This window comes from Streptomyces sp. NPDC050388 (assembly GCF_040655635.1).
Classification (GTDB): domain Bacteria; phylum Actinomycetota; class Actinomycetes; order Streptomycetales; family Streptomycetaceae; genus Streptomyces.
Genome location: NZ_JBFAKH010000038.1, coordinates 1 through 25,589 on the forward strand (window position 1 = coordinate 1; position 25,589 = coordinate 25,589).

Here is a 25,589-nt window from a genome sequence, read left to right on the forward strand (position 1 = left end):
GGACGCCGACGCGGGGGCGGCCGTGGGGACGGAGACGGCGGCAGCGGTGAGTTCCGTGGCGATGGCCCGGGGAGAGACCGTCACCGCCGGTGCCGGTGGTCAGCGGCCGAAGGTGAACCAGTTGACGTTCACGAAGTCCTGCGGCTGGCCGCTGGTGAAGGTCAGATACACGTCGTGCGTGCCCGTCACGGAGGTGATGTTCGCCGGGACCGTCCGCCACGACTGCCAGCCGCCCGTGTTGCCCACCGCGAAACTCCCGACGGGCGCGTTGTCGCGGCTGTCCAGGCGTACCTCGACCAGGCCGCTGACCCCGCTCGGCGCACCGCTCGCCACCCGGGCGGAGAACTGCCGGGCCGCGGAGGAGCCGAAGTTGACGCCCTTGTACTGCAGCCAGTCACCGTTGGCCAGCGCACCCACGTTCTGGCCGCCGCCGGAGTCCGAGGTGGGCTCCGTCATCGTGCCGGACTGGGCGTCGAAGGACTCGGCCTGGATGGTGCCGTAGGCGTCCCGGTTGCCGGTCGGCGGGGGCGTGGTGCCACCGCCGCCGGAGCTCAGCACCTGGACGTAGTCGACGAGCATCGAGTGGCCGGGCTGGGTACCGCCGTCCGGGCCGCCGCCGAAGGCGTCGGGGAAGCCGCCGCCCATCGCCACGTTGAGGATGATGAAGAAGCCGTGGGCGGTGGCGTTCCTCCAGGTCGTCGCGTCGACCTGGTTCTCCCGCACGGTGTGGAAGTTGTTTCCGTCGAGGGAGAAGCGGATCTCCTCCACGCTCGACGAGCGGTCCCACTCCAGCCGGTAGGTGTGGAAGCCGGCCTGGCAGGTCGTGCCCTGACAGGTGGTCGAACCGCCGATGCCGCTGTTCTCGTTGCACGGCCCGCCGGGTGCGGTGCCGCAGTGCATCGTGGCGAAGACGGTGTTGTTGCCCTGCGTGTTCTCCATGATGTCGAGCTCGCCGACGGACGGCCAGTTCCAGTAGTTGCCCCGGTACGGCGCGCCCAGCATCCAGAACGCCGGCCAGTAGCCCTTGGCGGCGGCGCCGGTCACGTTCGGCACCTGGATGCGGCTCTCGACGCGCAGCGTGCCCCCGGCGGGCGGCTGGAAGTCGGAACGGTTGGTCTCGATGCGGCCCGAGGTCCAGTTGCCGGAGGCGTCCCGTCGCGGGGTGATACGGAGGTTGCCGTTGCCGTCGAGGGAGACGTTCTCCGGGCTCGACGTCATCGTCTCGATCTCGCCGGTGCCCCAGTTGGCGGGGCCGCCCGGGTAGCCCTTGCCGGTCGCGTACTGCCAGTTGGAGGTGTTGGCACCGCTGCCCGCGGCGCCGTTGAAGTCGTCCACGAAGACCTGGTTCCAGCCCGACGGCGGGGGCGGGGCGGCGGCGCTCGCCGACGGGACGGCGGCCGTGGCGGCGGCCGCGGTGAGCCCGAGCGTGCCGACGACGGCGAGCAGCGCCCGCCGCAGCGGGCGGGGTCTGCGGAGGGACCGGGATCTGCGGGGGGTGCCGGAGGTGTCACTCATGTGGGGGCTGCCTCTCGGATGCGGATGCGGACGCGAGAACGGATGGGGGTGCACAGGTGCGTGCGGGGAGTGCTCGAAGAGCTCGGCTCGATGGTTCTGAGAGCGCTCTCAGAGCGTCGCCAATGTGCTCTGCGGCCCCGTGGCCGTCAAGAGGTGTAACCGAGAAAGTCTTTCTGCGCGGGCAGAGTTCATCCCGTGAATCGACGCGAACGGGTGCAACCGCGCCACAACGACGGCGTACGGACGCCCCGTACCTCAGAGCTCGCTCCGGCCTCCGCCCCGCTCGGGTCGGCCGGACATGCTGGTGTCGATGCCGTCAACGGCGTCGACGGCATCGGTGCCGTCGAGAAGGGAAGGGTGCAGACGTGAAACTGACGATTCTGGGCGGCGGAGGATTCCGGGTACCGCTGGTGTACGGCGCGCTCCTCGAGGACCACGCCGAGGGGCGGGTGACCCGGGTCGTCCTCCATGACGTGGACGATCGTCGACTGTATGCGATCGCCCGCGTGCTGGCCGAGCAGGCGGCCGGCGTGCCCGACGCTCCCGAGGTGACCACCACCACCGATCTGGACGACGCCCTGCGCGGCGCCGACTTCGTCTTCTCCGCGATCCGCGTCGGCGGCCTCGAGGGCCGTGCGAACGACGAACGGGTCGCGCTCGCCGAGGGCGTCCTCGGGCAGGAGACGGTCGGCGCGGGCGGCATCGCCTACGGACTGCGCACCGTCCCCGTCGCCGTCGACATCGCCGCCCGGGTGGCCCGCCTCGCCCCCGACGCCTGGGTCATCAACTTCACCAACCCGGCGGGCCTGGTCACCGAGGCCATGTCCCGCCACCTCGGCGACCGCGTCATCGGCATCTGCGACTCGCCGGTCGGCCTCGGCCGCCGCGTCGCCCGGGTGCTCGGCGCGAACCCGCGGGAGGCGTGGATCGACTACGTCGGCCTCAACCACCTCGGCTGGGTGCGCGGCCTGCGCGTCAAGGGCCGCGACGAACTCCCGCGCCTGCTCGCCGACCGCCACCTGCTCGGCTCCTTCGAGGAGGGCCGGCTCTTCGGCGCCGACTGGCTCCAGTCCCTCGGCGCGATCCCCAACGAGTACCTGCACTACTACTACTTCAACCGGGAGACCGTACGCGCCCACCGACAGGCGGAGAAGACCCGCGGCGCCTTCCTCCACGACCAGCAGGCCCGGTTCTACGCGCAGGTGGGCGGCCCCGACGCCACCGGCACCCCCGGCACCCCCGGCACCCCCGGCACCCCCGCTCTGGACACCTGGAACCGCACCCGCGCCGAACGCGAGGCCACCTACATGGCGGAGAACCGCGAAACCGCCGGCGCCGGTGACCGCGACGAGGACGACCTGTCCGGCGGCTACGAGAAGGTGGCTCTCGCGCTGATGCGGGCCGTCGCCCGCGACGAACGGACCACCCTGATCCTCAACGTCCGCAACCGCAGCACCCTTTCGGCACTCGACGCGGAAGCCGTCATCGAAGTCCCGTGCCTCGTCGACGCCGGCGGCGCGCACCCGGTCTCCGTCGACCCGCTGCCGGGCCACGCCACCGGCCTGGTCTGCGCGGTCAAGGCGGTCGAGCGCGAGGTGCTCCAGGCCGCCGAGTCCGGCTCCCGCGCCCGGGCGGTCAAGGCCTTCGCGCTGCACCCGCTCGTCGACTCCGTGAACGTGGCCCGTCGCCTCGTCGACGGCTACACGGCTGTCCATCCCGGCCTCGCCCACCTCAAGTAGCCCCGTGAGGAGAGCACTTCATGCATGACGAACGCCATCGGATCGAGGGCCGCGTCGAGCGCGTCCACACCCAGCGCGTCAAGCCCGCGCTCTACGCCACCACCGTCCCGCTCACCGTCGAGGCCTGGCACGTGCCGGGCGAGCCGGTCCCCTTCGCGCAGGCCGCAGCCGCCCCCTACGAGCCCTTCGCCAGGAACACCCCGTGGGGTCCGCCCTGGGGCACCACCTGGTTCCGGATGCGCGGGCAGGTCCCCGCCGCATGGGCCGGTCGGCGCGTCGAGGCGGTCATCGACCTCGGCTTCACCGGCGCCGGGCCGGGCTTCCAGGCCGAAGCCCTGGTGCACCTGACCGACGGCACCCCGCTGAAGGCGGTCAACCCGCTCAACCGGTATGTTCCGGTCGCCCGCCGGGCCGCGGGCGGCGAGGAGATCGACTACCTGGTCGAGGCGGCCTCCAACCCCGACATCCTGGCCGACGGCTTCGCCCGCCCGACCCCGCTCGGCGACCGGCGCACGGCGGGCGACACACCGCTGTACGTGTTCCGCGGCGCTGATCTCGCCGTCCTCGACGAACCGGTCTGGCACCTCGACCTGGACCTGTGCGTGCTGCGTGAACTCATGGCCGAACTGGGCGAACACGAGCCACGCCGGCACGAGATCGCGCACGCCCTCGACCGGGCCGTGGACGCCCTCGACCTCGACGACGTCTCCGGCAGCGCCCCCGCCGCCCGCGAGGTCCTCGCCCCCGTCCTCGCGAAGCCCGCGCACGCCAGCGCGCACACCGTGTCCGGCGTCGGGCACGCCCACATCGACTCCGCCTGGCTGTGGCCGCTGCGCGAGACCCGGCGCAAGACGTCCCGCACCTTCTCCAACGTCACCGCGCTCGCCGGCGAGTACGACGACTTCGTCTTCGCCTGCTCGCAGGCCCAGCAGTACGCGTGGGTGCGCGACCACTACCCGCAGGTGTGGGAGGGGATCAGGAAAGCCGTCGACAAGGGCCAGTGGGCGCCGGTCGGCGGCATGTGGGTGGAGGCCGACGGCAACCTGCCCGGCGGCGAGGCCCTGGTCCGTCAACTGGTCCACGGCAAACGGTTCTTCATCGAGCACTTCGGCATCGAGACCAAGGGCGTCTGGCTGCCCGACTCCTTCGGCTACACCGCCGCCTACCCGCAACTCGCCAAGCTCGCCGGCAACGAGTGGTTCCTCACCCAGAAGATCTCCTGGAACCAGACCAACAGGTTCCCGCACCACACCTTCTGGTGGGAGGGCATCGACGGCACCCGCATCTTCACGCACTTCCCGCCGGTCGACACCTACAACGCCGCCCTCACCGGCGAGGAGATGGCCCGCGCCGTGCGCAACTACCGTGAGAAGGGCGGCGGTACCCGCTCGCTCGCACCGTTCGGCTGGGGCGACGGCGGCGGCGGTCCCACCCGCGAACACATGGAACGGGCCCGCCGGCTGGCCGATCTGGAGGGATCCCCGAAGGTCGTCGTCGAGCACCCCGACGCCTTCTTCGCCAAGGCGCGCGAGGAGTATCCCGACGCCCCGGTCTGGAACGGCGAGCTCTACCTGGAACTGCACCGCGCCACCTACACCAGCCAGGCCCGCACCAAGCAGGGCAACCGGCGCAGCGAACACCTCCTGCGCGAGGCCGAGTTGTGGGCCACCACGGCGGCACTGCACACGCCGGACCACGCCTACCCGTACGAGACACTCGACCGGCTGTGGAAGACGGTCCTGCTGCACCAGTTCCACGACATCCTGCCCGGCTCGTCCATCGCCTGGGTGCACCGGGAGGCGGAGGCGGAGTACGCCAGGGTCGCACGGGAACTGGAGGCGCTGACGGGGGAGGCGATCGCCGCCCTGGGCGAGGGCTCGGGCCTCCGGGTGTTCAACACCAGTCCGTACGACCGCGCCGAGGTGATCCGGACACCCGGGGGAGCGCCGGTGTGGACGACCGCGCCCGCGAACGGCAGCGCACCCCTGGAGGCGCCGGCCGACTCCCCCCGCCCCCGGCCGGTGACCGTCACGGAGCGGGTGCTCGACAACGGGATGGTGCGGGTGCGACTGGCGGACGACGGCACGCTGGCGTCCGTCCACGACCTCCGCTCCGACCGCGAGGTGCTGGCCGGTCCGGGCAACCTGCTCCGGCTGCACACGGACCTCCCCAACCACTGGGACGCCTGGGACATCGACCAGCACTACCGGAACCGGTCCACCGAGCTGTCCGCCGCCGAGTCCGTCACCGTCGTCGCACAGGATCCGCTGGTCGGCGCGGTGCGGGTGGAGCGTGCCTTCGGCAACGGCTCACGGATCGCCCAGACGATCACCCTGCGCGCCGGCAGCCCCCGGATCGACTTCGAGACCGAGATCGACTGGCACGAGGCCGAGAAGATCCTCAAGGCCGGTTTCCCGTTCGACATCCGGGCCCCGCACTCCTCCGCGGAGATCCAGTTCGGTCACGTTCAGCGCCCCACCCACACCAACACCAGTTGGGAGGCGGCCCGCTTCGAGGTCTCCGGTCACCGCTGGGTGCACATCGGCGAACCCGGCTACGGCGTCGCCGTCCTCAACGACTCGACGTACGGCCACGACGTGACCCGCACGGTCCGCGACGACGGGGGCACGACCACGACGGTCCGCCTCAGCCTGGTGCGCGCCCCGCGGATCCCGGACCCCGAGGCCGACCAGGGCCCGCACCGCTTCACCTACGCGCTGCTGCCCGGCGCGGGCATCGAGGACGCCGTCGCGGAGGGCTACGCGCTCAACCTGCCGCTGCGTGTGGCCCGGGCGGCGGGCGCACCGGCCCCGGTCGTCTCGGTGGACGGCCGGGGCGTGACCGTCGAGGCGGTCAAGCTCGCCGACGACGCCTCCGGCGATGTCGTCGTCCGCCTCTACGAATCCCGCGGCGGACGTGCCACCGGCACCCTGCGCACCGGCTTCCCCCTCGGCGGGGCCCGGGTGACCGACCTCCTGGAGCGGCCGCTGGAACCGGCGGACACCGACGGCGACAGCGTGCCCGTGGCCCTGCGTCCGTTCCAGGTGCTGACCCTGCGGCTGACGGTGGACCGGAACCGGGACTGACCGCCCGCGCACCGTGTGCACCGGGTCGGCCGGCCCCCTGACAGCGGCCGACCGCCCCTACCGGTGGCCCGGGCCCCAGGCCGGGCCACCGGCCACGGCGTCCCCGGCCACCGCCGCGGCCGGTACGCCGCTCAGCGCGGGCGCGGGCAGCTCCGCGGGCAGGTCGGGGCGCAGCTGTGGCGCCGACACGGGGCGCAGCGGACGCGGGCCGGACACCACCGAGTAGTCCTGGCCCAGGAAGGGCGGGGAGATCTCACCAGGGTCCTCGCCGAGCGCCAGCCGCACGGCGGCCCACGGCGCGTTCACCCCGCACAGCGACAGCTGGTGCAGGCCACCGGCGGGGCGGGTGTTGACGTCCATCAGCACCGGCTGTTCGCCGAACATCCGGAACTGGATGTTGGACAGATGGCGCAGGCCGAAACCCTCCGCGATCCGCCGGGCCGGCTCCAGCCACCGCTCGTGCAGGGTGAACCCCCTGCGACGGCCGTTCTTGGTGCGGCCGACGGCCAGCCGGACCCGGTTGTCCGGCCCGGTGAGACAGTCCACCGACACCTCCGGCTGCTCGAGCACCGGCATCACCAGCCAGTCCACCGGCTCCTCCGCCTGCCGCACCGCCGCCAGCACCAGATCGAGCGGCACCCGCGGGCTGGGGAAACCGCTCAGCTGCCCGAGGGCGAAGGGGGCACGGGTGATCACCCGGAAGCCCACACCGCCCGCACCGGAGGCGGGCTTGAAGCACGCCCGGTGCCCCAGCGCCTCCAGCTCCTCCACGGCACGGACCAGCTCGTCCGCCGACCGCACCCGCCACCACGGCGGCACGGGCACCCCGATCGCCTGCACGGCCTCGTAGGCGATCACCTTGTCGCGGAAGACGGCCACGGCCTCGGGCGGCGGCGCCAGCAGCGCCGTACCGGCCGCCTCGAACTCCGCGCGGTGCGCGACGATCGCCCCCTGGTGCAGCCGGGGCACGAACACGTCGACGCCGCGCCGCGCGCACTGGGCGAGCGCGTACTCGACGTACGCCGCCGGGGACAGGTTCTCGGGTTCCAGCTCGGCGGTGTCGGCCGCGGCCAGTACGGGGGAGTCGGGGTCGCCGTGCGTGGCATGGATCTCGACGGCCCGGTCGTCGGGATTCCTTCTCACCTGATCGATGAAGAACACGTTCTCCGCGTACGTGCGGTTGAGCCATACTCGTACGCATGAGGCCATGCAGGCCGCCTTTCACGGTGTGCGGGCAGGCCTCAGCGGCCCGTGCCCGGGCAGAGGGTGTGGAGGGTCACCGAACGGCCCTGTGCGAAGGGCTCTTCCATGCGGTGGTGTCGGGGCCGATCATACGGCTTCGGCGCCCGGGGCCGAACCACGGGCGTGTCACGGTTTCCCGGGAGACTCCGGGGGGAACCGCCCTTGTCCGGGCGACACGGATGTGATCCCTTGGGAGTGTTCGCGGACGCCGGGGTCCCCCTGCTCGAAGCGCTCGGGGAGTGCATGCTGTCCGTACGGGTTGTTCGTTCATCTCCAGGAGGCGACGAGTGGCGTCCACGGCCGGCGGCGACGGACAGATGTGGGGGATCAGCGACCTGCACATCGGTTACGAGGAGAACCGTGCGCTGGTCGAGCGGATGCACCCCGAGTCGGACGAGGACTGGCTCCTCGTGGCCGGGGACGTCGCGGAGACGGTGGACGACATCCGCTGGGCGCTCAAGACACTCGCCGGCCGGTTCCGGAAGGTCGTCTGGGCGCCCGGAAACCACGAACTGTGGACCCACCCGAGAGACACCGTCACCCTGCGCGGCGTCGCCCGCTACGACCACCTCGTCGAACAGTGCCGAGAGCTCGGTGTGACCACCCCCGAGGACCCCTACCCGGTCTGGGACGGCCCCGGCGGTCCGGTGGCCGTGGCCCCGCTGTTCCTGCTGTACGACTACACGTTCCTGCCCACCGGTTGCGCCACCAAGGACGAAGGACTGGCGTACGCGCACGGCACCGGCGTCGTCTGCACCGACGAGCACCTGCTGCACCCCGACCCGTACCCGAGCCGGGAGGCCTGGTGCCGGGCCCGGGTCGAGGAGACCGAACGCCGGCTCGCCGCACTGCCGGACGACCTGCCCGTCGTCCTCGTCAACCACTACCCGCTGCACCGGCACCCCACGGACGTCCTGTGGTACCCCGAGTTCGCCATGTGGTGCGGCACCGAGCTGACCGACGACTGGCACCGCAGGTTCAACGTCCACACGATGGTCTACGGCCACCTCCACATCCCGCGCAGCACCCGCCAGGACGGCGTCCCCTTCGAGGAGGTGTCCGTGGGCTACCCCCGCGAATGGCGCAGGCGGGCGGCGCCACCGGGACGGCTGCACCGGATCGTGCCGGGTGGGCACGCGGACGGAAGCAAGGGCGAGCCCGAGGGAGGGACCCGGTGATCGAGGAACTGCTGCCGGCCACGGTCGTCGTCGTGGAGGCCCGCGGCGACGAGGGCGCCGACGCTCCGCTCTACCCGGAGGAGGCGGCGCTCATGGAGCGGGCGGTCGAGAAGCGCCGCCGGGAGTTCCGGGCGGTACGCTCCTGCGCCCGCCGGGCCATGGAGAAGCTCGGAGTGCCCCCGCAGCCCGTGCTGCCCGGCGAGCGCGGCGCACCGGGCTGGCCGGCCGGGCTGGTCGGCAGCATGACCCACTGCACGGGCTACTGCGCCGCCGCCCTCGTCCGGGCCGACGACCTGGCCTCCCTCGGCATCGACGCGGAGGTCCAGGGGCCGCTGCCCGAGGGGGTGCTGTCCTCCGTCGCCCTGCCCGGGGAGGCGGAGCGGATCGGCCGACTGGCCGTGGAGCGGCCCGAGGTGCACTGGGACCGGCTGCTGTTCAGCGCCAAGGAGGCCGTCTACAAGGCGTGGTTCCCGCTCACGGGGAAGTGGCTGGACTTCATGGAGGCCGACATCGAGCTGTTCACCGATCCCGGCGAACGGACGCGCGGCGGTTTCCGGGCGGCGCTCCTGGTCCCCGGCCCGTGGGTGGGCGACCGTCGCCTCGACCACTTCGCGGGCCGCTGGACCGCCGAGAGCGGCCTGGTCGCGACGGCGGTCGCCGTACCCCACGGCTGACGGGGGCGACGCGGCGCCCCGCCGTCGCGCGGCACGGGCGTCGGCCCGGCCCTGCTCTCCCGGTCACCGCCCCGGATGCCAGTCGCGGAGCATCCGGAAGAAGGCCTCCTCGTTGCCGCTCAGCCCGGCTCGGGCCAGGGCGGTCTCCGCCTCCGCGAGGACCGAGGGCGCGACGACCGGGGGCCTGCGGGTGTCCGGCGGGCCGCTCTCCGCGTCGTAGGCGGCGCGCACCGTGTGCAGCAGCCGCAGATAGGCCCGGACGGCGGTGCGCTCGTGGTCGGTCAGTACGGTGGTGGGCATCGCTCGGCTCTCCCCAGGTCGTGATCCGGCATCAGGCGTCCCGCCCGGTGCGGGCACGCCTCCAGCCTGCCGTCCACCACTGACAGTCGGGCTGTGCCGCCCGCCGCTCCGCCCGTCCGGCGGAGCAGCGTCCCACCGGCGTTCCCCAGGTCAGGAGGGGGGTCGCTGGACGCTCTCCAGGAGCATGTCCAGCCACTCCGCGACCTTGTCGCGGTGCTGGTCGGTGGGGAGTTGTGCGGCCCGCCACGCGATTCCGCGCACGCCGTGGTCCCGCAGCAGCCGCTCCAGCGGGTCGTCGGCCGCGGCGGCGGCCCGCCGCTCACGGTCCGCGAGGGTCTGCAGCAGTTCCTGCTCGGTGTGCCGGAGGGCGTCCGCGAGTGCTTCGGGGTCCTCGGCGGTGAGGAATCCGGCGTGCACCCGGAAGAACCGCTGGATGGCGTCGCAGTGTTCCATGGTGGGACGCCGGTCGCCGTTGATCAGGGCGCCGGCCTGCTGGCGGGACATGCCCGCGCCGTCCGCGATCTCCTGCTGCGTGTACTTGCGGCCGTTCGGCTTGAGCCGGGTACGGCGCAGCAGGTCCAGACGCTGCACGAACCGGGTCTGCACCTCGGGCTCGCCCGCGGGCCTGCCGCTCAGCAGAGCCTTGACCACCGGTTCCGGAACGCCGGACGCCGCGGACAGCCGGCCGACGTCGAAGATCTCGGCGTGCGGCACCTCGAGCCGGTCGGCGAGTACGGTGACGCGGGCGACGACGGCCGACAGCGCGGTCGTCGGCGCGGTGTCCGGACCCTCGAAGCCACCCGTCACCGACAGATCTCCTACGTCTCTCACAGGCTTCTCACGAGCGTTTGCCATGAACTTCACGGAGACTAGCCCGTGTCTCGAACTCACATCCAGGTCTCGCCACAACTGTGTCCAATTTCAGCCGTCAACGGACATGGAATGCCACGATAGTTGACACGCCTCACATCAGGGCAGCAGGATCGGGGCGCCGCGTCAAGGCCGCACAGGCAAGAGGGGTGACCTCCCGATGGCACATCAGGCAGGAGGGCAGCGGCCGACACCGCGGCTGCCCGTCTTCGAGACTCCCGAGGCGCAGGCCTATCTGGAGGACTACGCCGTGTTCCTGAACGCGGTCCCCTTTCCCTCCCTGGTGGTCGACCACCGCTGGGACGTACTGCTGGCGAACGCTGCTTTCCAGACACTTTTCCGGGATGTCGAACCGCATCCGACGGCCATGCCCGGCGACAACTTCCTCCGGTTCGTCCTCTTCCACCCGGACGCCTCCACGGTGCTGGGCGAACACGAGTCGAGCTGGTGCCTGCCGATGCTGGCCCACTTCGCCAAGACGGTGGAGCGGGACGGCCACGACCACGGGCTGCAGGCCATCCGCCGGGACATCGCCCAGGACCCCATCATGGAGGCGGCCTACCGGCAGGGACTGCCGCACTGGCTCCGTGCCGTCGGCGAGCAGGCCGCCGAACACGACGGCGCGGTAAGGCCGTTGCGCCACCCCGATCCGCGTTGGGGAGTCACCGACTGCCGTCTCGTCGTGGAGACGACCAGAATCCTCGAGGGCATGGACTGCACCCGGCTCACGCTGGTCCTGCGCGAGACGCGCCGCGCCCCGTCCCGCCGCCGCGGGCACCGTCGTGCCGCCTCCCACCTCAGCGTCGTGTCGGCGGCCGACTGACTCCTGCCGTGACGGCACCGCCATGACGCGAGCACTTCCCGCAAGCCACGCAAGTGGCTTGCAGGGCTTGCGCTATTCTTGCGTTCATGACGCGACGGCTTGCTGTGGTGGCGAAGAAGGTCGGGGTCAGTGAGGCCACGGTCAGTCGGGTGCTCAACGGCAAGCCGGGAGTTTCCGAGGCCACCCGGCAGGCGGTGCTGTCCGCGCTGGATGTGCTCGGCTACGAGCGGCCCACCCAGCTGCGCGGTGAGCGCGCCCGGCTGGTCGGCCTGGTGCTGCCCGAGTTGCAGAACCCGATCTTCCCCGCCTTCGCCGAGGTCATCGGTGGCGCGCTGGCCCAGCTGGGGCTGACGCCGGTGCTGTGCACCCAGACCCGGGGCGGTGTCTCCGAGGCGGACTACGTGACGCTGCTGCTCCAGCAGCAGGTGTCCGGCGTCGTCTTCGCCGGCGGGCTCTACGCCCAGGCGGACGCTCCCCACGACCACTACCGGCAGCTCGCCGAGCGGAACATCCCCGTCGTCCTCGTCAACGCGGCCATAGAGCACCTGGGTTTTCCGGGCGTCTCCTGTGATGACGCCGTGGCCGTGGAGCAGGCGTGGCGGCATCTGGCCTCGCTCGGTCACGAGCGGATCGGCCTGGTGCTCGGTCCCGCCGACCACGTGCCGTCGGCCCGCAAACTGGCCGCCGCCCGCGCGGTCGCCGCGGAGGTGCCCGACGCGCACGTCGCCCGCGCCATGTTCTCCATCGAGGGCGGGCACGCCGCCGCCGCCCGGCTCATCGACCGGGGCGTCACCGGCTTCATCTGCGCCAGCGACCCCCTCGCCCTCGGCGCCGTTCGGGCCGCCCGCCGCAAGGGGCTGGACGTCCCCTCGCAGATCTCGGTCGTGGGGTACGACGACTCGGCCCTGATGAACTGCACCGAGCCACCGCTCACCACCGTCCGCCAGCCCATCGAGGCCATGGGCAAGGCCGTGGTGGAACTGCTGAACGCGCAGATCAACGGGCGTTCGGTGACCGCCGAGGAGTTGTTGTTCGAGCCCGAGCTGGTGGTACGGGGGTCGACCGCGCAGGCGCCCCGCCCCTGAGTCTGACTCCGACACGAGAAATCGGTGGAAGCGGTCGTCCAACCCGGTCTCGCGAGCAGGGAGCACTCGGTAGGGGGCACTCGGTGGCGATCGCGGCGGCATCCCGCGCTTCGCGCGGCTGCTGACCGCTGTGCTGCTCGCAGCAGTCCCGGTGGGACCGGTCTCGTCTTCCACGACCGGAGCCGAGCGGCCCGTCTCGGCCGACCCATTCGACCCCGCCCCGGTCCGGTTGGTCGCGGATCGCCTTCGGGGTCGCGGGGCGGACTGCGGGCGGCCCCTGCGGGGCTCACCACCGCCAAGTGACCTCCGGTCGGTACGGAGCACAGTCATCCATGTGCAGGCGGGGCGCGATCCGGGCCATGTCGTCCTGAGTCAGACAGCGGCCTCCGGCTTCCAGGCGGCCGTGCCCGTCCCGCCGCCAGATCTGCTCCGGCCTGCCGGAGCAGGGGCGAAGTCCGACCTCGGGGCCGCTGGTGAGGCATCCCGTGGAGTGGGCCGACCGGACGGTCCCGTCCGGCACGAACTCCCAGGTCTGAGACGGTGAACCGTCGCACGGGCGTGTACTCGCCCTGGAGGTCTCCCGGGCGGCCAGGCACAGCTCGGTGGCCCCGGCTGCGGGTGCCTTGCCGATGTCCGAGAGGATCTCCCCCTGTTTCGGGGCGCGGTGCCTCCGGGGGTACTGCCGAGCGAGCCAGGTCCGATAGGTGGGGGAGATGACGTCCGGGCGCAGACAGTGGTGTGTCACACATCCCACCGTCTCGGTGTAGGCGCCGAGCCCGATCTTCTTGGATCTGCGCTCGGCGGCGTCAAGATTGGCCGGTAGAAGAGAGATTCCGTAACCGAGATACGGAGTGATATGGGGTCTGACCGGCAGCGCGTACGCGGCACTACGGAAATAGCGTGCCGAAATGCCGTGATCGCTGTGGTCCGCACCCTTCACCTTCGGCCTGCCGAATTTCACATTGTCAAAATCGAGTGTCAATAAATCGTCTGCTCTCCACTGTTTCATGATGGTCGACAATTCAGCCACCAGCTGCTTTTCGCTGTAGCGGCGTGAAGAGTCCAGAGCATCGATAAAAGTGACCTTCCCTTGGAACAGACGGAGCAGGCTTTGGTGTCTGTCCAGCGCGGATCCGCCGCCCATGGGGAAGCCGTCCGGCAACCGGAAGAAGGTGAGGCGGATCTCTCCGCCGCGGCTGCGGAGGACATAGGAGGGGATCCGTTCCGCGCCCGCCCGCAGGGGGTCCGGCGTCCAGCTCTTCACCGCTCGCGCCAGCCGCGCGTACGCACGTTGTACACCCGCCTCGCGGCGGGCGGCGAAACTGCCGGTACCGGCAGGATGCCCTTTGTTGCCGGCGGTCAGGTAGACCACATGCACCGGGCACATCCGTTCCACCGACTGCGCGACGCGCGGGCTGGTGAACAGGAGGTCATCGTCCTCGTGGGCCACTCCGACCAGGGTGCGGGGGCAATCCGTCCGTCCGGCGATGCCGTCGAGGCCCGTGGTGACCGGGTTCTCGGCCCCGGAGGGGACGAGGGGCGAAGGCAGGCTGCTCGCCGGCGCGAGGGTCAACGCCCCGCACAGAGCGAAGAGAGCTGCCTGATGGGGCCATCGGCGCCCGTTTTTCCCCTTTCGGGAAGCATCCTTGTGTTCCACCCTCCGTCCACCCTCACCACTCGTACTGTTTCGTCCTGCTGACACCCGCTGCCGGGACCAGTGGCCCCTCCAGTCCCGTCGCTGCCTCGAACCCCGTCTGACGCGCATGGTGCCCTGTGGAGGGTGACGCCATGTCCGTCGGGTTGCCCGGCGGGGCCGAACGGGTCACCCGCGGGCGTGTGCACGCCTGATTCCGCCATCGAGGACCACGCGGATTCCGAACTCGTAGACTCCTGCCTCCACGAGATGGGCCATCACACCACGGGCACGCAGCAGTTCCACCATGCGGCGGGCACGTTCCGCATCCATGTCGAATGCACCTCCTACGCGGCCGGGACTCAGGGCCCCCCGGGCGACCCCGCTGCGCTCACGGATGATCTGCTCCACCGTGAGTCCGCCGACGATCGAGCGCAGGTGCCCGGCGAAGATCCGTCCCACCGGCTCTTCCGTCCGGCTTTGTTCCGAGAGGAACCGGAGGTGGGCATCGCTCCGTCGGGCGCGGGGTCCTGCCAGAACAACATGGGGCCCACCTCGGGTCCGTCAGACGCAGTGGATCAGGACGGCAGCGCCTCCACGAGGACCGGGCGCGCCGGCGGGGAGTCGACGACCAGAACGCGCGCCCCCCGTCGATCGCCACGGCCGACCACGCCGCGCAGGACTCCGATCCGCCCCGCACGGCCACCCGCACCTCGCCGGGCCCGTCCGGTGGGATCGGTACCGTCATCTTTCCCACGGATCCCACGGGCTCTGCGAGGATCCGTCAGTTCCGTACCCACACCTCTTCGACACTCAGATCCGTTCGGGGCGCCGTGTGAGCGGGCAACGAGCAGTCGAGACGGACACCTCCACCGGCGTCCCCAGGGGCGCACGCACGTCGCCCGGGAGACCGGGCGGTCCCCGTCGCCCGTCTTCCCCTCGTCACGGTACTCCGCTCCGGTTCGGCCTGTGCCCCGTGCGGGGCGGGGCGAGGGAGGCGTCACTGCCAGGGGAACACCCGTGCGGGGGTGATGCGATCCAGGTGGTAGTACCTCGCGACGCAGCCGCTGGGCCAGGCCCCGTCGACGGGCTCCGTCATCTTGCTGATCGGTGTGGACCGGTACGGCAGTTCCCGGGCACCACCCTCCGCCTGTGTGCGGAGCCACTGGTCCTGGCGGTCCCATTGACGGGCCCGCACCTGCATGCTGTGTTCGAGCTGGTGGAGGGAGAGGGCGAGCACGACGCACACCAGGCCGCAGACGGCTGTGCCGACCACCACCGGAGCCACCGGGTGCGGGGCGCGTCGTCGCAGCCGGTGCCCCAGGAACACGCCGAAGCCGAGGAGCAGCATGATGTAGAGGAACCGGAAGTCGTTCCACAACCGGGTGGAGGCCACCACCCCCGGGCCGAAGACGGGATAGGCAGCGAGGGTGCAGAGGTAGCCGGAGAGCAGGAACGCGAGGATGGCGGCGTTCATCGGCAAGAGGGGTTTCACCGACGGGGCTGTGCCGCCGTCCGCCCTCGTGGCGAGCGCGCCCAGCAGGACGCCGGCCGCGACCGCCCCCGCGTACGGCCAGGTGGTGAGGAGGGTTCCGAGGATCCGGACGAAGCCCTTGGCGGCCCCGATCAGGGATTCGGGAGCGAGCATGGATGCCACCCCCGCATCGCGCCCATGACGTCGGTTGCGTGATCCCGGAGACGTGACGAGCACCAAGGTACCGATCACCGTTCCCGCGGTTCCCACGAGACACCAGAGCCGTACGTGGCTTCGCCGGGGCCCGGTGACGATCCAGCGGCCGAGGAGCAGCACGCCGCTCAGGAGGACCAGCACGCAGAGGGAACTCTGCTCCGAGAGGGTGCCGATGAAGACGCCGGCCAGGAAGACGACGACCAGCGCAGTGATCTCCGCCGTGCGTGAGCGCGCTCGGAGCAACGGGGTCACCGCCGCGCCGGCCAGTACGGGGGCCAGGGTGTGCGAGACCGAGGCCGCCGGCCAGTAGAAGGTCTTGTAGGTGTTGGGGGACGCGAACAGGAAGACGACCGTCACCATGGACGCCACCAGGAGCGGCACCCCCCGGGGCACGGTCACGCCGGCCCGGCGCACGGCCGCGAGGGTCACGGCCCAGAGGACGCCCACCACCACGAGACCGCTGATCAGCGCGAACCACTGGTGTCCGGGAACGCCGAAACGCGCATAGGCCCAGACGAGCAGGGCATTCGCGACCCGCCCGTTGTCATGGACGTAGAACTTCTCGAGCATGCCTGTGAGGCCGCTGTCGCGCACCACGGGCAGGAAGCACCACTCGTCCCCACTGGGCCTGACCCAGCGCCCGAACCACATGGCCGCGGCGAGCACCCCGAGGGGCACCAGGGAGAAGACCGCAGCCCAGTGCTGCGCCCACGGGCGTCCGGATCGGGTGCGTTGTCTCCGGATGGGCTCACCGGCCTTGTCCGACTGCTCTGGGTCCGTCGTTCCGGACCCGCCGAAGATCATGCGCGGTACTGCCTTTCATCGATCGGTCGGGCAGGCCGGCCACCGTCCGGGGTGACGGCGTCCGACGTCCCCTGGCCCGTCGACCACGTCGACGTCCGTGCGGTGGCGCACCGGTCTGTGGCAGGCACGGCTGAGGGCAGCCCGTACGACGCCCTCAGCTGCACGGTCGCGTTGGACGACCACGTGGTCGAAGCCCTGCCGACGCAGCTCGAACACGCGGGGAAGGAGTTCCGGTGGGTGCTGGAGGTCGGCGTCCATCATCACGACCGCGCCCCTGAGCCATGCGTGGACCGGCGAGCAGGGCGGCTTCCTTGCCGGAGTTCCGGCTGAAGGCCGTGCGGCGAATGCGCGGGTCGACGACGGCGGCTCCCCCTCAGCAGGGAGCGCGTGTCGTCGCTGCTGCGGTCATCCACACAGCAGACCTCGAACGCCTGCCGGGTGGGTTCAATGGCCGAGAGCAGTGCGGCGTGGGACGTTTCGATGGCTTCGGACCCATTGAAGCAGGGCGCCATGGTGGAGATTCGCAGAGTGGTCACCGGGCATGCCCCCTCTGGAGCAGCCGATGGGTTGTGGCCGCGCATCCGGGGAAGGCCCTGAACCCGGTGCACCGCGAATTCCTGCACCTGATGTCACGCATATGGCTCATGGTGGAAACCTCTCGTGAACCATCTCGCTGGACTGGTGACGGGTCTCATGTGCATGCATGTCCATTCGATGCATATCACTTCCTTTTAGGCATGACCGTTTCATTGATCTGCACGGGTGGCTCTGGATGCGCCGAGGAGCAGTGTCTCTGCAGCGGTTCGGGAGGCACTCCGGAGGTCGGTGCCGAGCTGTTGGTCATGGCGGTGGACAGCACCGCCCGCCGCCGGGGAAGCGCTCCGCTGCCCGGGTCCTGTCGGCGCGGGTGGCCGACGCGCACCACCGGCTGGAGCTGGTGTGGGCCGACGGCGGCTGCACGGCAGCCTCGTCGGTTGCCGCCTGTCCACGTTCGCCCTGGTCCTGGCGATCGTCAAACGCAGCGACGACAGGCGCGGCTTCGTGATGCCGCCCCGACGGGGGATCGTCGAGCACCTCTTCGCCCGCCTGATGCGAAGTCGCCGCCTGGTGCGCGACGTCGAACGCCGCATCGGCGGGGCCGAGGTGATGGTCCACTGGTCGATGACGCTGCTCGTGACCCGCCGCCCGGCCCGGCCACGCCCGCAGCGAGGGTGAACCGGCCCGGCGTCGGCTCGGCCGGCCGCGCGCGACCGGGCGTTTCTGGGGTCGGCCCCTCCGGGGACTTCGACCGCAGTGCCACCACCCGTGCCGGTACCACGTCCCCATGCCGAAGACGGCGGCCATCTCCTGGCAGGGGACCGGCCCCTGCCCGAGGCGGGCCCGGCCGGCCCCACCCGCACGATGCGCCGGTCGTCCACCGACAGCGCCGACCGGGCCGGCCCCTGGCGCCACACCGGAACCGGTGACTTCGGCCTCGCCGCGTCCCGGGGCGCCGACCGCGCGTCCGCATCCGGCGGATCCGTGACGGCCTTCGCCCCGGCGGTGCCGTCGCCCTCCGGGGCCGGCACCGTATCGACCCGTCCGCGGGCGATCACCCGCTCCTGCCGTTCCCGCACTCCTGCCGTTCCCGCTCGGCCGAGGCCGGCTCGGCCTGGACGCGGTCGGCCTCCTCCATCCCTGTTTCCGGACTGCTGTCGAATAATTTCAAAATTTGCGCGACATCTTGCGGACCCCTGTCGTCGGTGCTTGAGTGTGCCCCGCCCACCGCTCCTGTCCGAGGGGTTCACCCGCTCCTGTCCCAGAGGGGTCCACCGATGAGAAGCACCGGGATCCGCCGTACCCTCGTCGCGCTAGGCGTCGGCGCCCTCACCCTCACCGCCTGCGGCTCGAACGACGACCAGGCGGCCGACGGCAAGACCCGCATCACGGTCAACTGCATGCCGCCCAAGAGCGCGAAGGTCGACCGCCGGTTCTTCGAGGAGGACATCGCCGCCTTCGAGAAGGAGAACCCGGACATCGACGTCGTCCCGCACGACGCGTTCCCCTGCCAGGACCCGAAGACCTTCGACGCCAAGCTCGCCGGGGGGCAGATGGAGGACGTGTTCTACACCTACTTCACCGACGCCGGGCATGTCGTCGACATCAACCAGGCAGCCGATCTCACCCCGTACCTCAAGGAGTTGAAGAGCTACGGGACGATCCAGCAGCAGTTGCGGGACATCTACACCGTCGACGGCAAGGTCTACGGCGTACCCCGCACCGGCTACTCCATGGGGCTGGTCTACAACCGGGCGCTCTTCGAGAAGGCCGGCCTCGATCCCGACCGGCCGCCCACCACCTGGGCCGAGGTCCGAGCCGCCGCGAAGCGTATCGCCGCACTCGGCGACGGCACCGTCGGCTACGCCGACTACAGCGCCCAGAACCAGGGCGGCTGGCACTTCACCGCAGAGCTCTACTCCCAGGGCGGGGACGTCGTCACCCCCGACGGTGAGAAGGCGGCCGTCGACTCGCCCGAAGGCCGCGCCGTGCTGCGGACCCTGCACGACATGCGGTGGAAGGACGACTCCATGGGCAGCAAGCAACTGCTCGTGATCAACGACGTCCAGCAGATGATGGGCGCCGGCAGGCTCGGCATGTATCTCGCCGCCCCCGACAACATCCCGATCCTGGTGAAGGAGAAGGGGGCCGAGTACAAGGACCTCGCCCTCGCCCCCATGCCCGGCGGCAAGGCCACCCTCATCGGCGGCGACGGCTACATGGTCAACAAGAAGGCCTCACCCGAGCAGATCAGGGCCGGCCTCAAGTGGCTCGACCACATGTTCCTCACCCCCGGCGACGGCTTCCTCGGCGACTACGCCCGCGCCAGGAAGAACGACGCGCCGGTCGGCCTGCCCGAGCCCCGGCTGTTCACCGGCGCCGCCGACGCAAAGGACCAGCAGGTCAAGAAGGCCAACGCCAACGTCCCGGTGGGGAACTACCGGGCCTTCCTCGACGGCAACCAGAGCCTGGAGATGAAGATCGAGCCGCCGCGGGCACAACAGCTCTACTCCGTCCTCGACGGCGTCGTCTCCGCGGTGCTCACCAAGGAGGACGCCGACATCGACCGGCTCCTGAAGGACGCCTCCGGCAAGATCGACGGCATCCTGGCCCGGGGCTGACCGACGATGAAGACGGTCGTACGCCAGCCCGCCGAGGCCGCCGAGCTCCACCCGGTGCGGGTGCGGTTCCCGGCCGGGAGCCGGAGAGGGCGCCGCCTCACCGACCAACTGCACGCCTACGGCTTCCTCCTCGGCGGCCTCGTCTGCTTCGCCCTGTTCTCCTGGTACCCGGCGATCCGCGCGGTCGTGATCGCGTTCCAGAGATACACACCGGGCTCACCGTCCGAATGGGTCGGCACCGCCAACTTCACCCGCGTCCTGGACGACCCCGAGTTCGGCGCGGCCTGGCGCAACACCCTCGGCTTCACCCTGCTCGCCCTGCTCATCGGCTTCGCCGTCCCGTTCGTCCTGGCCCTGGTGCTGAACGAACTCCGGCACGCCAAGGCGTTCTTCCGCGTCGTCGTCTACCTGCCGGTGATGATCCCGCCGGTGGTCAGCGCCCTGTTGTGGAAATGGTTCTACGACCCCGGCACCGGCCTCGCCAACGAGGCGCTGCGGTTCCTGCACCTGCCCACCTCGAACTGGTCCAACGGTGCCGACACCGCCCTGGTGTCCCTGGTCATCGTCGCCACCTGGGCCAACATGGGCGGCACCGTCCTCGTCTACCTCGCCGCCCTCCAGTCCATCCCCGGCGAACTGTACGAGGCCGCCGAACTCGACGGCGCGAGCCTGCTCCAGCGCATCCGACACGTGACGATCCCGCAGACCAGGTTCGTCATTCTCATGCTGATGCTGCTTCAGGTCATCGCCACCATGCAGGTGTTCACCGAACCCTTCGTGATCACCGGCGGCGGACCGGAGAACGCCACCGTCACCGTCCTCTACCTCATCTACAAGTACGCCTTCCTCTACAACGACTTCGGCGGCGCCTGCGCGCTGAGCGTGATGCTCCTCGCCCTGCTCGGTCTGTTCTCCGCCCTCTACCTCCGACTCACCGGCTCCCCGAAGGAGGCGACGTGAGCGGCACCCGCACCCTCGTCTCCCCGGCCGTCCTGGCCCGGCAGCCCGGCAGGGCCGTCTACTGGACCGTGTTCACCGGCGTCGTCGTCCTGTTCGCGCTCGCCTTCCTCTTCCCCGTCTACTGGATGGTGAGCGGCGCGGCGAAGTCACCGGACGAGGTGGCACGCACCCCGCCCACCCTCCTCCCGGAGCAGTGGGGCACGAGCGGGTACACCGACGCCTGGGACCTGATGCGACTGCCGACCCACCTGTGGAACACGGTGGTGCAGGCGGCCGGTGCCTGGCTGTTCCAGCTGGTGTTCTGCACGGCCGCCGCCTACGCGCTGTCCAAGCTCCGGCCCGCCTTCGGCAGGGTGATCCTCGGCGGCATCCTCGCCACCCTGATGGTCCCCGCGCAGGCCCTCGTCGTACCGAAGTACCTGACCGTGGCGGACCTCGGCCTCCTCAACGACCCCCTCGCCGTCTGGCTGCCGGCCGTCGCCAACGCCTTCAACCTCTATCTGCTCAAGCGGTTCTTCGATCAACTGCCCCGGGACGTGCTGGAGGCCGCCGCAATCGACGGTGCCGGGAAACTGCGCACCCTGTGGTCGATCGTCCTGCCCCTGTCGCGCCCGGTGCTCGGCGTGGTGTCGATCTTCGCGCTGGTCGCCGTGTGGCAGGACTTCCTGTGGCCGCTGATGGTCTTCTCCGACACCGGGAAACAGCCGATCAGCGTGGCCCTCGTGCAGTTGTCGCAGAACGTCCAACTGACCGTACTCATCGCTGCGATGGTGATCGCCAGCATCCCCATGGTCGCGCTGTTCCTCGTCTTCCAGCGGCACATCGTCGCCGGGATCAGCGCGGGCGGCACCAAGGGCTGACGCCGAATCCGTCCACCCAGAAGAAAGGCACGCACCGTGGGACAGCCCACCCCTGCCCGAAACGACGACGACTGGTGGCGCTCCGCCGTCATCTACCAGGTGTACGTCCGCAGCTTCGCCGACGGCGACGGCGACGGCACCGGCGACCTGGCCGGAGTCCGCGCTAAGCTGCCCTACCTCGCAGAACTCGGCGTGGACGCCCTGTGGTTCACCCCCTGGTACCTGTCCCCGATGAAGGACGGCGGCTACGACGTCGCCGACTACCGGGCGATCGACCCGGCCTTCGGCACCCTCGCCGAGGCGGAGAAACTCATCACCGAGGCGCGGGGAATGGGAATCCGCACGATCGTCGACATCGTGCCGAACCATGTCTCCGACCAGCACCCCTGGTTCCGCGCCGCCCTCGCCGGCGGCCCCGAGCGCGAACTGTTCCACTTCCGCCGGGGCCGCGGGGAGCGCGGCGAACTGCCTCCCAACGACTGGCGGTCGGAGTTCGGCGGCCCCGCCTGGACCCGCCCGCCCGCCTCCCACCACCGCCCTTCCAAGGAAGGCCCTACGGGCCCTGTTGTCCCCGCCTCCCACCGCCACCCTTCCAAGGAAGGCCCTACGGGCCCCACTGATTCCGACGGCGACTGGTACCTCCACCTGTTCGCCCCCGAGCAGCCCGACCTCAACTGGGCGCACCCCGCCGTCCGTGAGGAGCACGAGGACATCCTGCGGTTCTGGTTCGAGCGGGGCGTGGCCGGCGTGCGCATCGACTCCGCCGCGCTGCCGGCGAAGGACCCCCTGCTGCCCGACCTCACCGAGGGCCTCGACCCGCACCCGTACGTGGACCGTGACGAGCTCCACGACATCTACCGCGGCTGGCGGGCCGTCGCCGACGAGTACGGGGCCGTCTTCGTCGGCGAGGTCTGGCTCCCGGACACCGAACGCTTCGCCCGCTACCTGCGCCCCGACGAACTGCACACCGCGTTCAACTTCTCCTTCATGACCTGCCCCTGGGACGCCGGTCGGCTGCGCACCTCCATCGACGAGACGCTCGCCGAGCACGCCCCCGTCGGCGCGCCCGCCACCTGGGTGCTGTGCAACCACGACGTGACCCGCACGGTCACCCGCTACGGCCGCTCCGACACCGGCTTCGACTTCGCCACCAAGGCCTTCGGCACCCCGACCGACCTGTCCCTGGGCACCCGCCGGGCCCGCGCCGCCGCCCTGCTGTCGCTGGCGCTGCCGGGCGCGGTCTACGTCTACCAGGGCGAGGAACTCGGCCTGCCCGAGGCCGACATCCCGCTCGACCGCATCGAGGACCCCATGCACGCCCGCTCCGGGGGCACCGACCCCGGACGTGACGGATGCAGGGTGCCGCTGCCGTGGACGGCCGACGCGCCGCACGCCGGTTTCGGCGGCGAACCGTGGCTGCCACAGCCCGCCGGCTGGGCCTCGTACGCCGCCGACCGGCAGGCCCGGGACCCCGGCTCCATGCTCGCCCTGTACCGCGAGGCGATCCGCCTGCGCCCGGCCTTCGGCGACGGCCCGTTCACCTGGCTGCCCACCACCGAGGGCGTACTCGCCTTCACCCGCGCGGGCGGCGGCGCCATCTGCGTGGTGAACCTCGTGGACGCGCCCGCCGCCCTCCCGGCCCACACCGGACTGCTCCTCGGCAGCGGTCCCCTCGACCCCGACGGACGCCTGCCGAAGGACACGGCGGTCTGGCTGCGCGCCTGAGACCGCACCCGCTTGTTCCCGCACCCCCCACCACGAAGGGACCAGCCATGCACACGTTCAGACCTACTGTCAGGGGCATGTCATCCATTGGTGCGGTCGTCGCCGTCACCGCCGGCATGCTCGTCGCCCTCGCGCCCGCGCCCGCCCACGCCGCCGCGGGCGCCACCCTCCCCTTCGCCTCGGTCGAGGCCGAGTCCGTCACGACCACCGGGACCAGGATCGGTCCCGACCACACCCAGGGCACCCTCGCCTCCGAGGCCTCGGGCCGCCGGGCCGTCCGGCTCGACACCGGTCAGCGGGTCGAGTTCACGGTGCCGCGCGCGGCCAACGCCGTGAACGTCGCCTACAGCGTCCCCGACGGGCAGTCCGGCTCGCTCGACGTCTACGTCAACGGCGAGAAGCTGGCCAAGACCCTGCCGGTGACCTCCAAGTACTCCTACGTCGACACCGGTTGGATCGCAGGCTCCGAGACCCACCACTTCTTCGACAACGCGCGCCTGCTGCTCGACCGGAACATCCGGGCCGGTGACACCGTCGCCCTTCAGGCCACGGGTGTCCAGGTCACCGTCGACGTGGCCGACTTCGAGCAGGTGGCCGCGCCCGCCGCCAGACCGGCCGGTTCGGTCTCCGTCATCGACAAGGGCGCCGACCCCAGCGGCCGGGGCGATTCCACGCAGGCCTTCCGGGAGGCCGTCTCCGCGGCTCAGGGTGGGGTGGTCTGGATACCGCAGGGCGAGTACCGGCTCACCTCCGCACTGGGCGGCGTCCAGAACGTCACCCTCCAGGGCGCGGGCCACTGGCACTCCGTCGTGCGCTCCTCCCGCTTCATCGACCAGTCGAATTCCGCCGGCAACGTCCACATCAAGGACTTCGCCGTCATCGGTGAGGTCACCGAGCGGGTCGACTCCGCCCCCGACAACTTCGTCAACGGCTCGCTCGGCCCGAACTCGTCCGTATCCGGCATGTGGCTCCAGCACCTCAAGGTGGGCCTCTGGCTGACCGGCAACAACGACAACCTGGTCGTGCAGGACAGCCGCTTCCTCGACATGACGGCGGACGGCCTCAACCTCAACGGCAACGCACGCGGGGTGAAGGTCCGCGGCAACTTCCTGCGCAACCAGGGCGACGACTCGCTCGCCATGTGGTCGCTGTACGGGCCCAACAGCAACAGCAGTTTCGAGAACAACACCATCTCGCAGCCGAACCTCGCCAACGGCATCGCGATCTACGGCGGCACCGACATCACCGTCAGGGGCAACCTGATCGCCGACACCAACGCGCTGGGCAGCGGTATCGCGATCTCCAACCAGAAGTTCCTCGATCCGTTCCACCCGCTGGCCGGGACGATCACCGTCGACGGCAACACCCTGGTCCGCACCGGTGCCATGAACCCCAACTGGAACCACCCCATGGGCGCCCTACGAGTCGACTCCTACGACAGCGCCATCGAGGCACAGGTCAGGATCACCGGCACCACCATCACCGACAGCCCGTACAGCGCCTTCGAGTTCGTCTCCGGCAGCGGGCGCGGACACGCCGCGAAGAACATCACCGTCGACGGCGCCACCGTCGACGGGGCCGGTACGGTCGTCGTCCAGGCCGAGACACCGGGCGCCGCCACCTTCCGGAACGTCACCGCCACCGGCATCGGTTCGGCCGGCATCTACAACTGCCCCTATCCGGCCGGTTCGGGCACCTTCACCCTCACCGACGGCGGCGGCAACTCCGGCTGGGACAGCACCTGGTCGGACTGCTCCACCTGGCCGAAGCCCGGCGGGGGCAACCCCGACCCCGACCCGGACCGCAACCTCGCCCAGGGCCGCCCCGCGACCGCCACCGGCTCCCAGGACGTCTACACGCCGACCAAGGCGGTCGACGGCGACGCGAACACCTACTGGGAGTCCGCCAACCACGCCTTCCCGCAGTCCCTGACCGTGGACCTCGGCTCCAGCCGGGCCGTCCGGCGACTGGTGCTGAAACTGCCCCCGCAGCCCGTGTGGCAGACCCGCACCCAGACCCTCGCCGTCCAGGGCAGCACCGACGGCTCCGCGTACACGACGGTCCTCGCCGCGAAGGAGTACCGCTTCGACCCGGCCACCGGCAACACGGTCACCGTGACACTGCCGGACGGCACCGACCTGCGCCACCTCCGACTGCACGTCACCGGCAACACCGGCTGGCCGGCAGCCCAGTTCAGCGAAGTGGAGGCATATCTCTCCTGACGTCCTTCCGCACGGCCTCGGCCGC

The 25,589-nt window shown here is 71.0% G+C and carries 21 protein-coding genes; 13 read left to right on the forward strand and 8 right to left on the reverse strand.

Annotated features, from left to right (window positions below; all coding sequences use genetic code 11):
* Positions 1–99 precede the first annotated feature (99 nt).
* Positions 100–1,515 carry a glycoside hydrolase family 16 protein gene (locus tag AB0I73_RS22140; RefSeq protein ID WP_363039855.1) on the reverse strand — a complete coding sequence of 472 codons (1,416 nt, stop codon included), beginning with the start codon at positions 1,513–1,515 and terminating at the stop codon, positions 100–102.
* Between the two features lie 195 nt (positions 1,516–1,710).
* Here AB0I73_RS22140 and AB0I73_RS22145 point away from each other — a divergent pair, with 195 nt between their 5' ends.
* The 3 genes from AB0I73_RS22145 to AB0I73_RS22155 are packed head-to-tail and all read left to right on the forward strand — an operon-like array spanning position 1,711 to position 6,340.
* A complete protein-coding gene (locus AB0I73_RS22145) occupies positions 1,711–1,884 on the forward strand; it encodes a hypothetical protein (protein WP_363039857.1) in 174 nt (57 codons plus the stop codon).
* On the forward strand, positions 1,881–3,254 hold the full coding sequence (locus AB0I73_RS22150) for a 6-phospho-beta-glucosidase (RefSeq protein WP_363039859.1): 1,374 nt from the start codon (positions 1,881–1,883) through the stop codon (positions 3,252–3,254). The genes AB0I73_RS22145 and AB0I73_RS22150 overlap by 4 nt, the downstream gene beginning before the upstream one ends.
* Positions 3,255–3,274: 20 nt before the next feature.
* Positions 3,275–6,340, forward strand: a complete 3,066-nt coding sequence (locus tag AB0I73_RS22155; RefSeq protein WP_363039861.1) for a glycoside hydrolase family 38 C-terminal domain-containing protein — start codon at positions 3,275–3,277, stop codon at positions 6,338–6,340.
* A 57-nt stretch (positions 6,341–6,397) separates the two neighbouring features.
* Here AB0I73_RS22155 and AB0I73_RS22160 read toward each other — a convergent pair whose 3' ends face one another.
* Positions 6,398–7,549: an ATP-grasp domain-containing protein gene (locus tag AB0I73_RS22160; RefSeq protein WP_363039863.1), complete on the reverse strand. Its 1,152-nt coding sequence runs from the start codon at positions 7,547–7,549 to the stop codon at positions 6,398–6,400.
* Between the two features lie 320 nt (positions 7,550–7,869).
* Between AB0I73_RS22160 and AB0I73_RS22165 the strand changes: the two genes are divergently transcribed.
* On the forward strand, positions 7,870–8,760 hold the full coding sequence (locus AB0I73_RS22165; protein ID WP_363039865.1) for a metallophosphoesterase: 891 nt from the start codon (positions 7,870–7,872) through the stop codon (positions 8,758–8,760).
* The gene (locus AB0I73_RS22170) at positions 8,757–9,434 is read left to right on the forward strand and encodes a 4'-phosphopantetheinyl transferase superfamily protein (RefSeq protein WP_363039867.1); all 678 of its coding nucleotides are present in this window, start codon (positions 8,757–8,759) and stop codon (positions 9,432–9,434) included. Before AB0I73_RS22165 ends, AB0I73_RS22170 begins: the two co-directional genes overlap by 4 nt.
* 63 nt (positions 9,435–9,497) lie before the next feature.
* Here the strand turns inward: AB0I73_RS22170 and AB0I73_RS22175 are convergent, their stop codons facing one another.
* A complete protein-coding gene (locus AB0I73_RS22175) occupies positions 9,498–9,734 on the reverse strand; it encodes a hypothetical protein (protein ID WP_363039869.1) in 237 nt (78 codons plus the stop codon).
* Positions 9,735–9,884: 150 nt separating this feature from the next.
* Positions 9,885–10,541: a helix-turn-helix transcriptional regulator gene (locus tag AB0I73_RS22180; protein WP_363039871.1), complete on the reverse strand. Its 657-nt coding sequence runs from the start codon at positions 10,539–10,541 to the stop codon at positions 9,885–9,887.
* A 223-nt stretch (positions 10,542–10,764) separates the two neighbouring features.
* On the opposite strand from AB0I73_RS22180, the gene AB0I73_RS22185 reads away from it, so the two are divergent.
* Both AB0I73_RS22185 and AB0I73_RS22190 read left to right on the forward strand, forming a co-directional pair.
* Positions 10,765–11,427: a hypothetical protein gene (locus AB0I73_RS22185; protein ID WP_363039872.1), complete on the forward strand. Its 663-nt coding sequence runs from the start codon at positions 10,765–10,767 to the stop codon at positions 11,425–11,427.
* Positions 11,428–11,513: 86 nt separating this feature from the next.
* Entirely contained in the window at positions 11,514–12,512 is a 999-nt protein-coding gene (locus AB0I73_RS22190; RefSeq protein WP_363039874.1) for a LacI family DNA-binding transcriptional regulator, read from the forward strand.
* Between the two features lie 286 nt (positions 12,513–12,798).
* On the opposite strand, the gene AB0I73_RS22195 is transcribed toward AB0I73_RS22190, so the two are convergent.
* The 4 genes from AB0I73_RS22195 to AB0I73_RS22210 form a co-directional block, all read right to left on the reverse strand.
* On the reverse strand, positions 12,799–13,962 hold the full coding sequence (locus tag AB0I73_RS22195; RefSeq protein ID WP_363039877.1) for a ricin-type beta-trefoil lectin domain protein: 1,164 nt from the start codon (positions 13,960–13,962) through the stop codon (positions 12,799–12,801).
* 372 nt (positions 13,963–14,334) lie between these two features.
* Positions 14,335–14,607 (reverse strand): hypothetical protein, encoded by a 273-nt coding sequence (locus tag AB0I73_RS22200; RefSeq protein ID WP_363039879.1) that lies wholly within the window; start codon positions 14,605–14,607, stop codon positions 14,335–14,337.
* A 538-nt stretch (positions 14,608–15,145) separates the two neighbouring features.
* Complete coding sequence (locus tag AB0I73_RS22205; RefSeq protein WP_363039881.1) at positions 15,146–16,639, reverse strand: DUF6056 family protein; 1,494 nt, start codon at positions 16,637–16,639, stop codon at positions 15,146–15,148.
* Between the two features lie 260 nt (positions 16,640–16,899).
* Complete coding sequence (locus AB0I73_RS22210; protein ID WP_363039974.1) at positions 16,900–17,220, reverse strand: glycosyltransferase; 321 nt, start codon at positions 17,218–17,220, stop codon at positions 16,900–16,902.
* A gap of 358 nt (positions 17,221–17,578) precedes the next feature.
* On the opposite strand from AB0I73_RS22210, the gene AB0I73_RS22215 reads away from it, so the two are divergent.
* The 6 genes from AB0I73_RS22215 to AB0I73_RS22240 all read left to right on the forward strand — a co-directional run bounded on the left by AB0I73_RS22215 (position 17,579) and on the right by AB0I73_RS22240 (position 25,564).
* Positions 17,579–17,854, forward strand: a complete 276-nt coding sequence (locus tag AB0I73_RS22215; protein WP_363039883.1) for a hypothetical protein — start codon at positions 17,579–17,581, stop codon at positions 17,852–17,854.
* Positions 17,855–18,453: 599 nt separating this feature from the next.
* Entirely contained in the window at positions 18,454–19,797 is a 1,344-nt protein-coding gene (locus tag AB0I73_RS22220) for a sugar ABC transporter substrate-binding protein (protein WP_363039885.1), read from the forward strand.
* Between the two features lie 6 nt (positions 19,798–19,803).
* Entirely contained in the window at positions 19,804–20,757 is a 954-nt protein-coding gene (locus AB0I73_RS22225; RefSeq protein ID WP_363039887.1) for a sugar ABC transporter permease, read from the forward strand.
* Complete coding sequence (locus tag AB0I73_RS22230) at positions 20,754–21,617, forward strand: carbohydrate ABC transporter permease (RefSeq protein WP_363039889.1); 864 nt, start codon at positions 20,754–20,756, stop codon at positions 21,615–21,617. The genes AB0I73_RS22225 and AB0I73_RS22230 overlap by 4 nt, the downstream gene beginning before the upstream one ends.
* Before the next feature lie 36 nt (positions 21,618–21,653).
* On the forward strand, positions 21,654–23,342 hold the full coding sequence (locus AB0I73_RS22235) for an alpha-amylase family glycosyl hydrolase (RefSeq protein ID WP_363039891.1): 1,689 nt from the start codon (positions 21,654–21,656) through the stop codon (positions 23,340–23,342).
* Between the two features lie 77 nt (positions 23,343–23,419).
* Positions 23,420–25,564 carry a discoidin domain-containing protein gene (locus tag AB0I73_RS22240; RefSeq protein ID WP_363039893.1) on the forward strand — a complete coding sequence of 715 codons (2,145 nt, stop codon included), beginning with the start codon at positions 23,420–23,422 and terminating at the stop codon, positions 25,562–25,564.
* Positions 25,565–25,589: the final 25 nt, after the last annotated feature.

What these genes read in the sequence shown, in the direction of transcription:
- AB0I73_RS22140 (WP_363039855.1), bottom strand. Translation starts at nt 1,515, where the DNA reads ATGAGTGACACCTCCGGCACCCCCCGCAGATCCCGGTCCCTCCGCAGA.
- AB0I73_RS22160 (WP_363039863.1), bottom strand. Translation starts at nt 7,549, where the DNA reads ATGGCCTCATGCGTACGAGTATGGCTCAACCGCACGTACGCGGAGAAC.
- AB0I73_RS22205 (WP_363039881.1), bottom strand. Translation starts at nt 16,639, where the DNA reads ATGATCTTCGGCGGGTCCGGAACGACGGACCCAGAGCAGTCGGACAAG.
- AB0I73_RS22155 (WP_363039861.1), top strand. Translation starts at nt 3,275, where the DNA reads ATGCATGACGAACGCCATCGGATCGAGGGCCGCGTCGAGCGCGTCCAC.
- AB0I73_RS22225 (WP_363039887.1), top strand. Translation starts at nt 19,804, where the DNA reads ATGAAGACGGTCGTACGCCAGCCCGCCGAGGCCGCCGAGCTCCACCCG.
- AB0I73_RS22190 (WP_363039874.1), top strand. Translation starts at nt 11,514, where the DNA reads ATGACGCGACGGCTTGCTGTGGTGGCGAAGAAGGTCGGGGTCAGTGAG.
- AB0I73_RS22175 (WP_363039869.1), bottom strand. Translation starts at nt 9,734, where the DNA reads ATGCCCACCACCGTACTGACCGACCACGAGCGCACCGCCGTCCGGGCC.
- AB0I73_RS22185 (WP_363039872.1), top strand. Translation starts at nt 10,765, where the DNA reads ATGGCACATCAGGCAGGAGGGCAGCGGCCGACACCGCGGCTGCCCGTC.
- AB0I73_RS22220 (WP_363039885.1), top strand. Translation starts at nt 18,454, where the DNA reads ATGAGAAGCACCGGGATCCGCCGTACCCTCGTCGCGCTAGGCGTCGGC.
- AB0I73_RS22240 (WP_363039893.1), top strand. Translation starts at nt 23,420, where the DNA reads ATGTCATCCATTGGTGCGGTCGTCGCCGTCACCGCCGGCATGCTCGTC.
- AB0I73_RS22210 (WP_363039974.1), bottom strand. Translation starts at nt 17,220, where the DNA reads ATGCGCGGCCACAACCCATCGGCTGCTCCAGAGGGGGCATGCCCGGTG.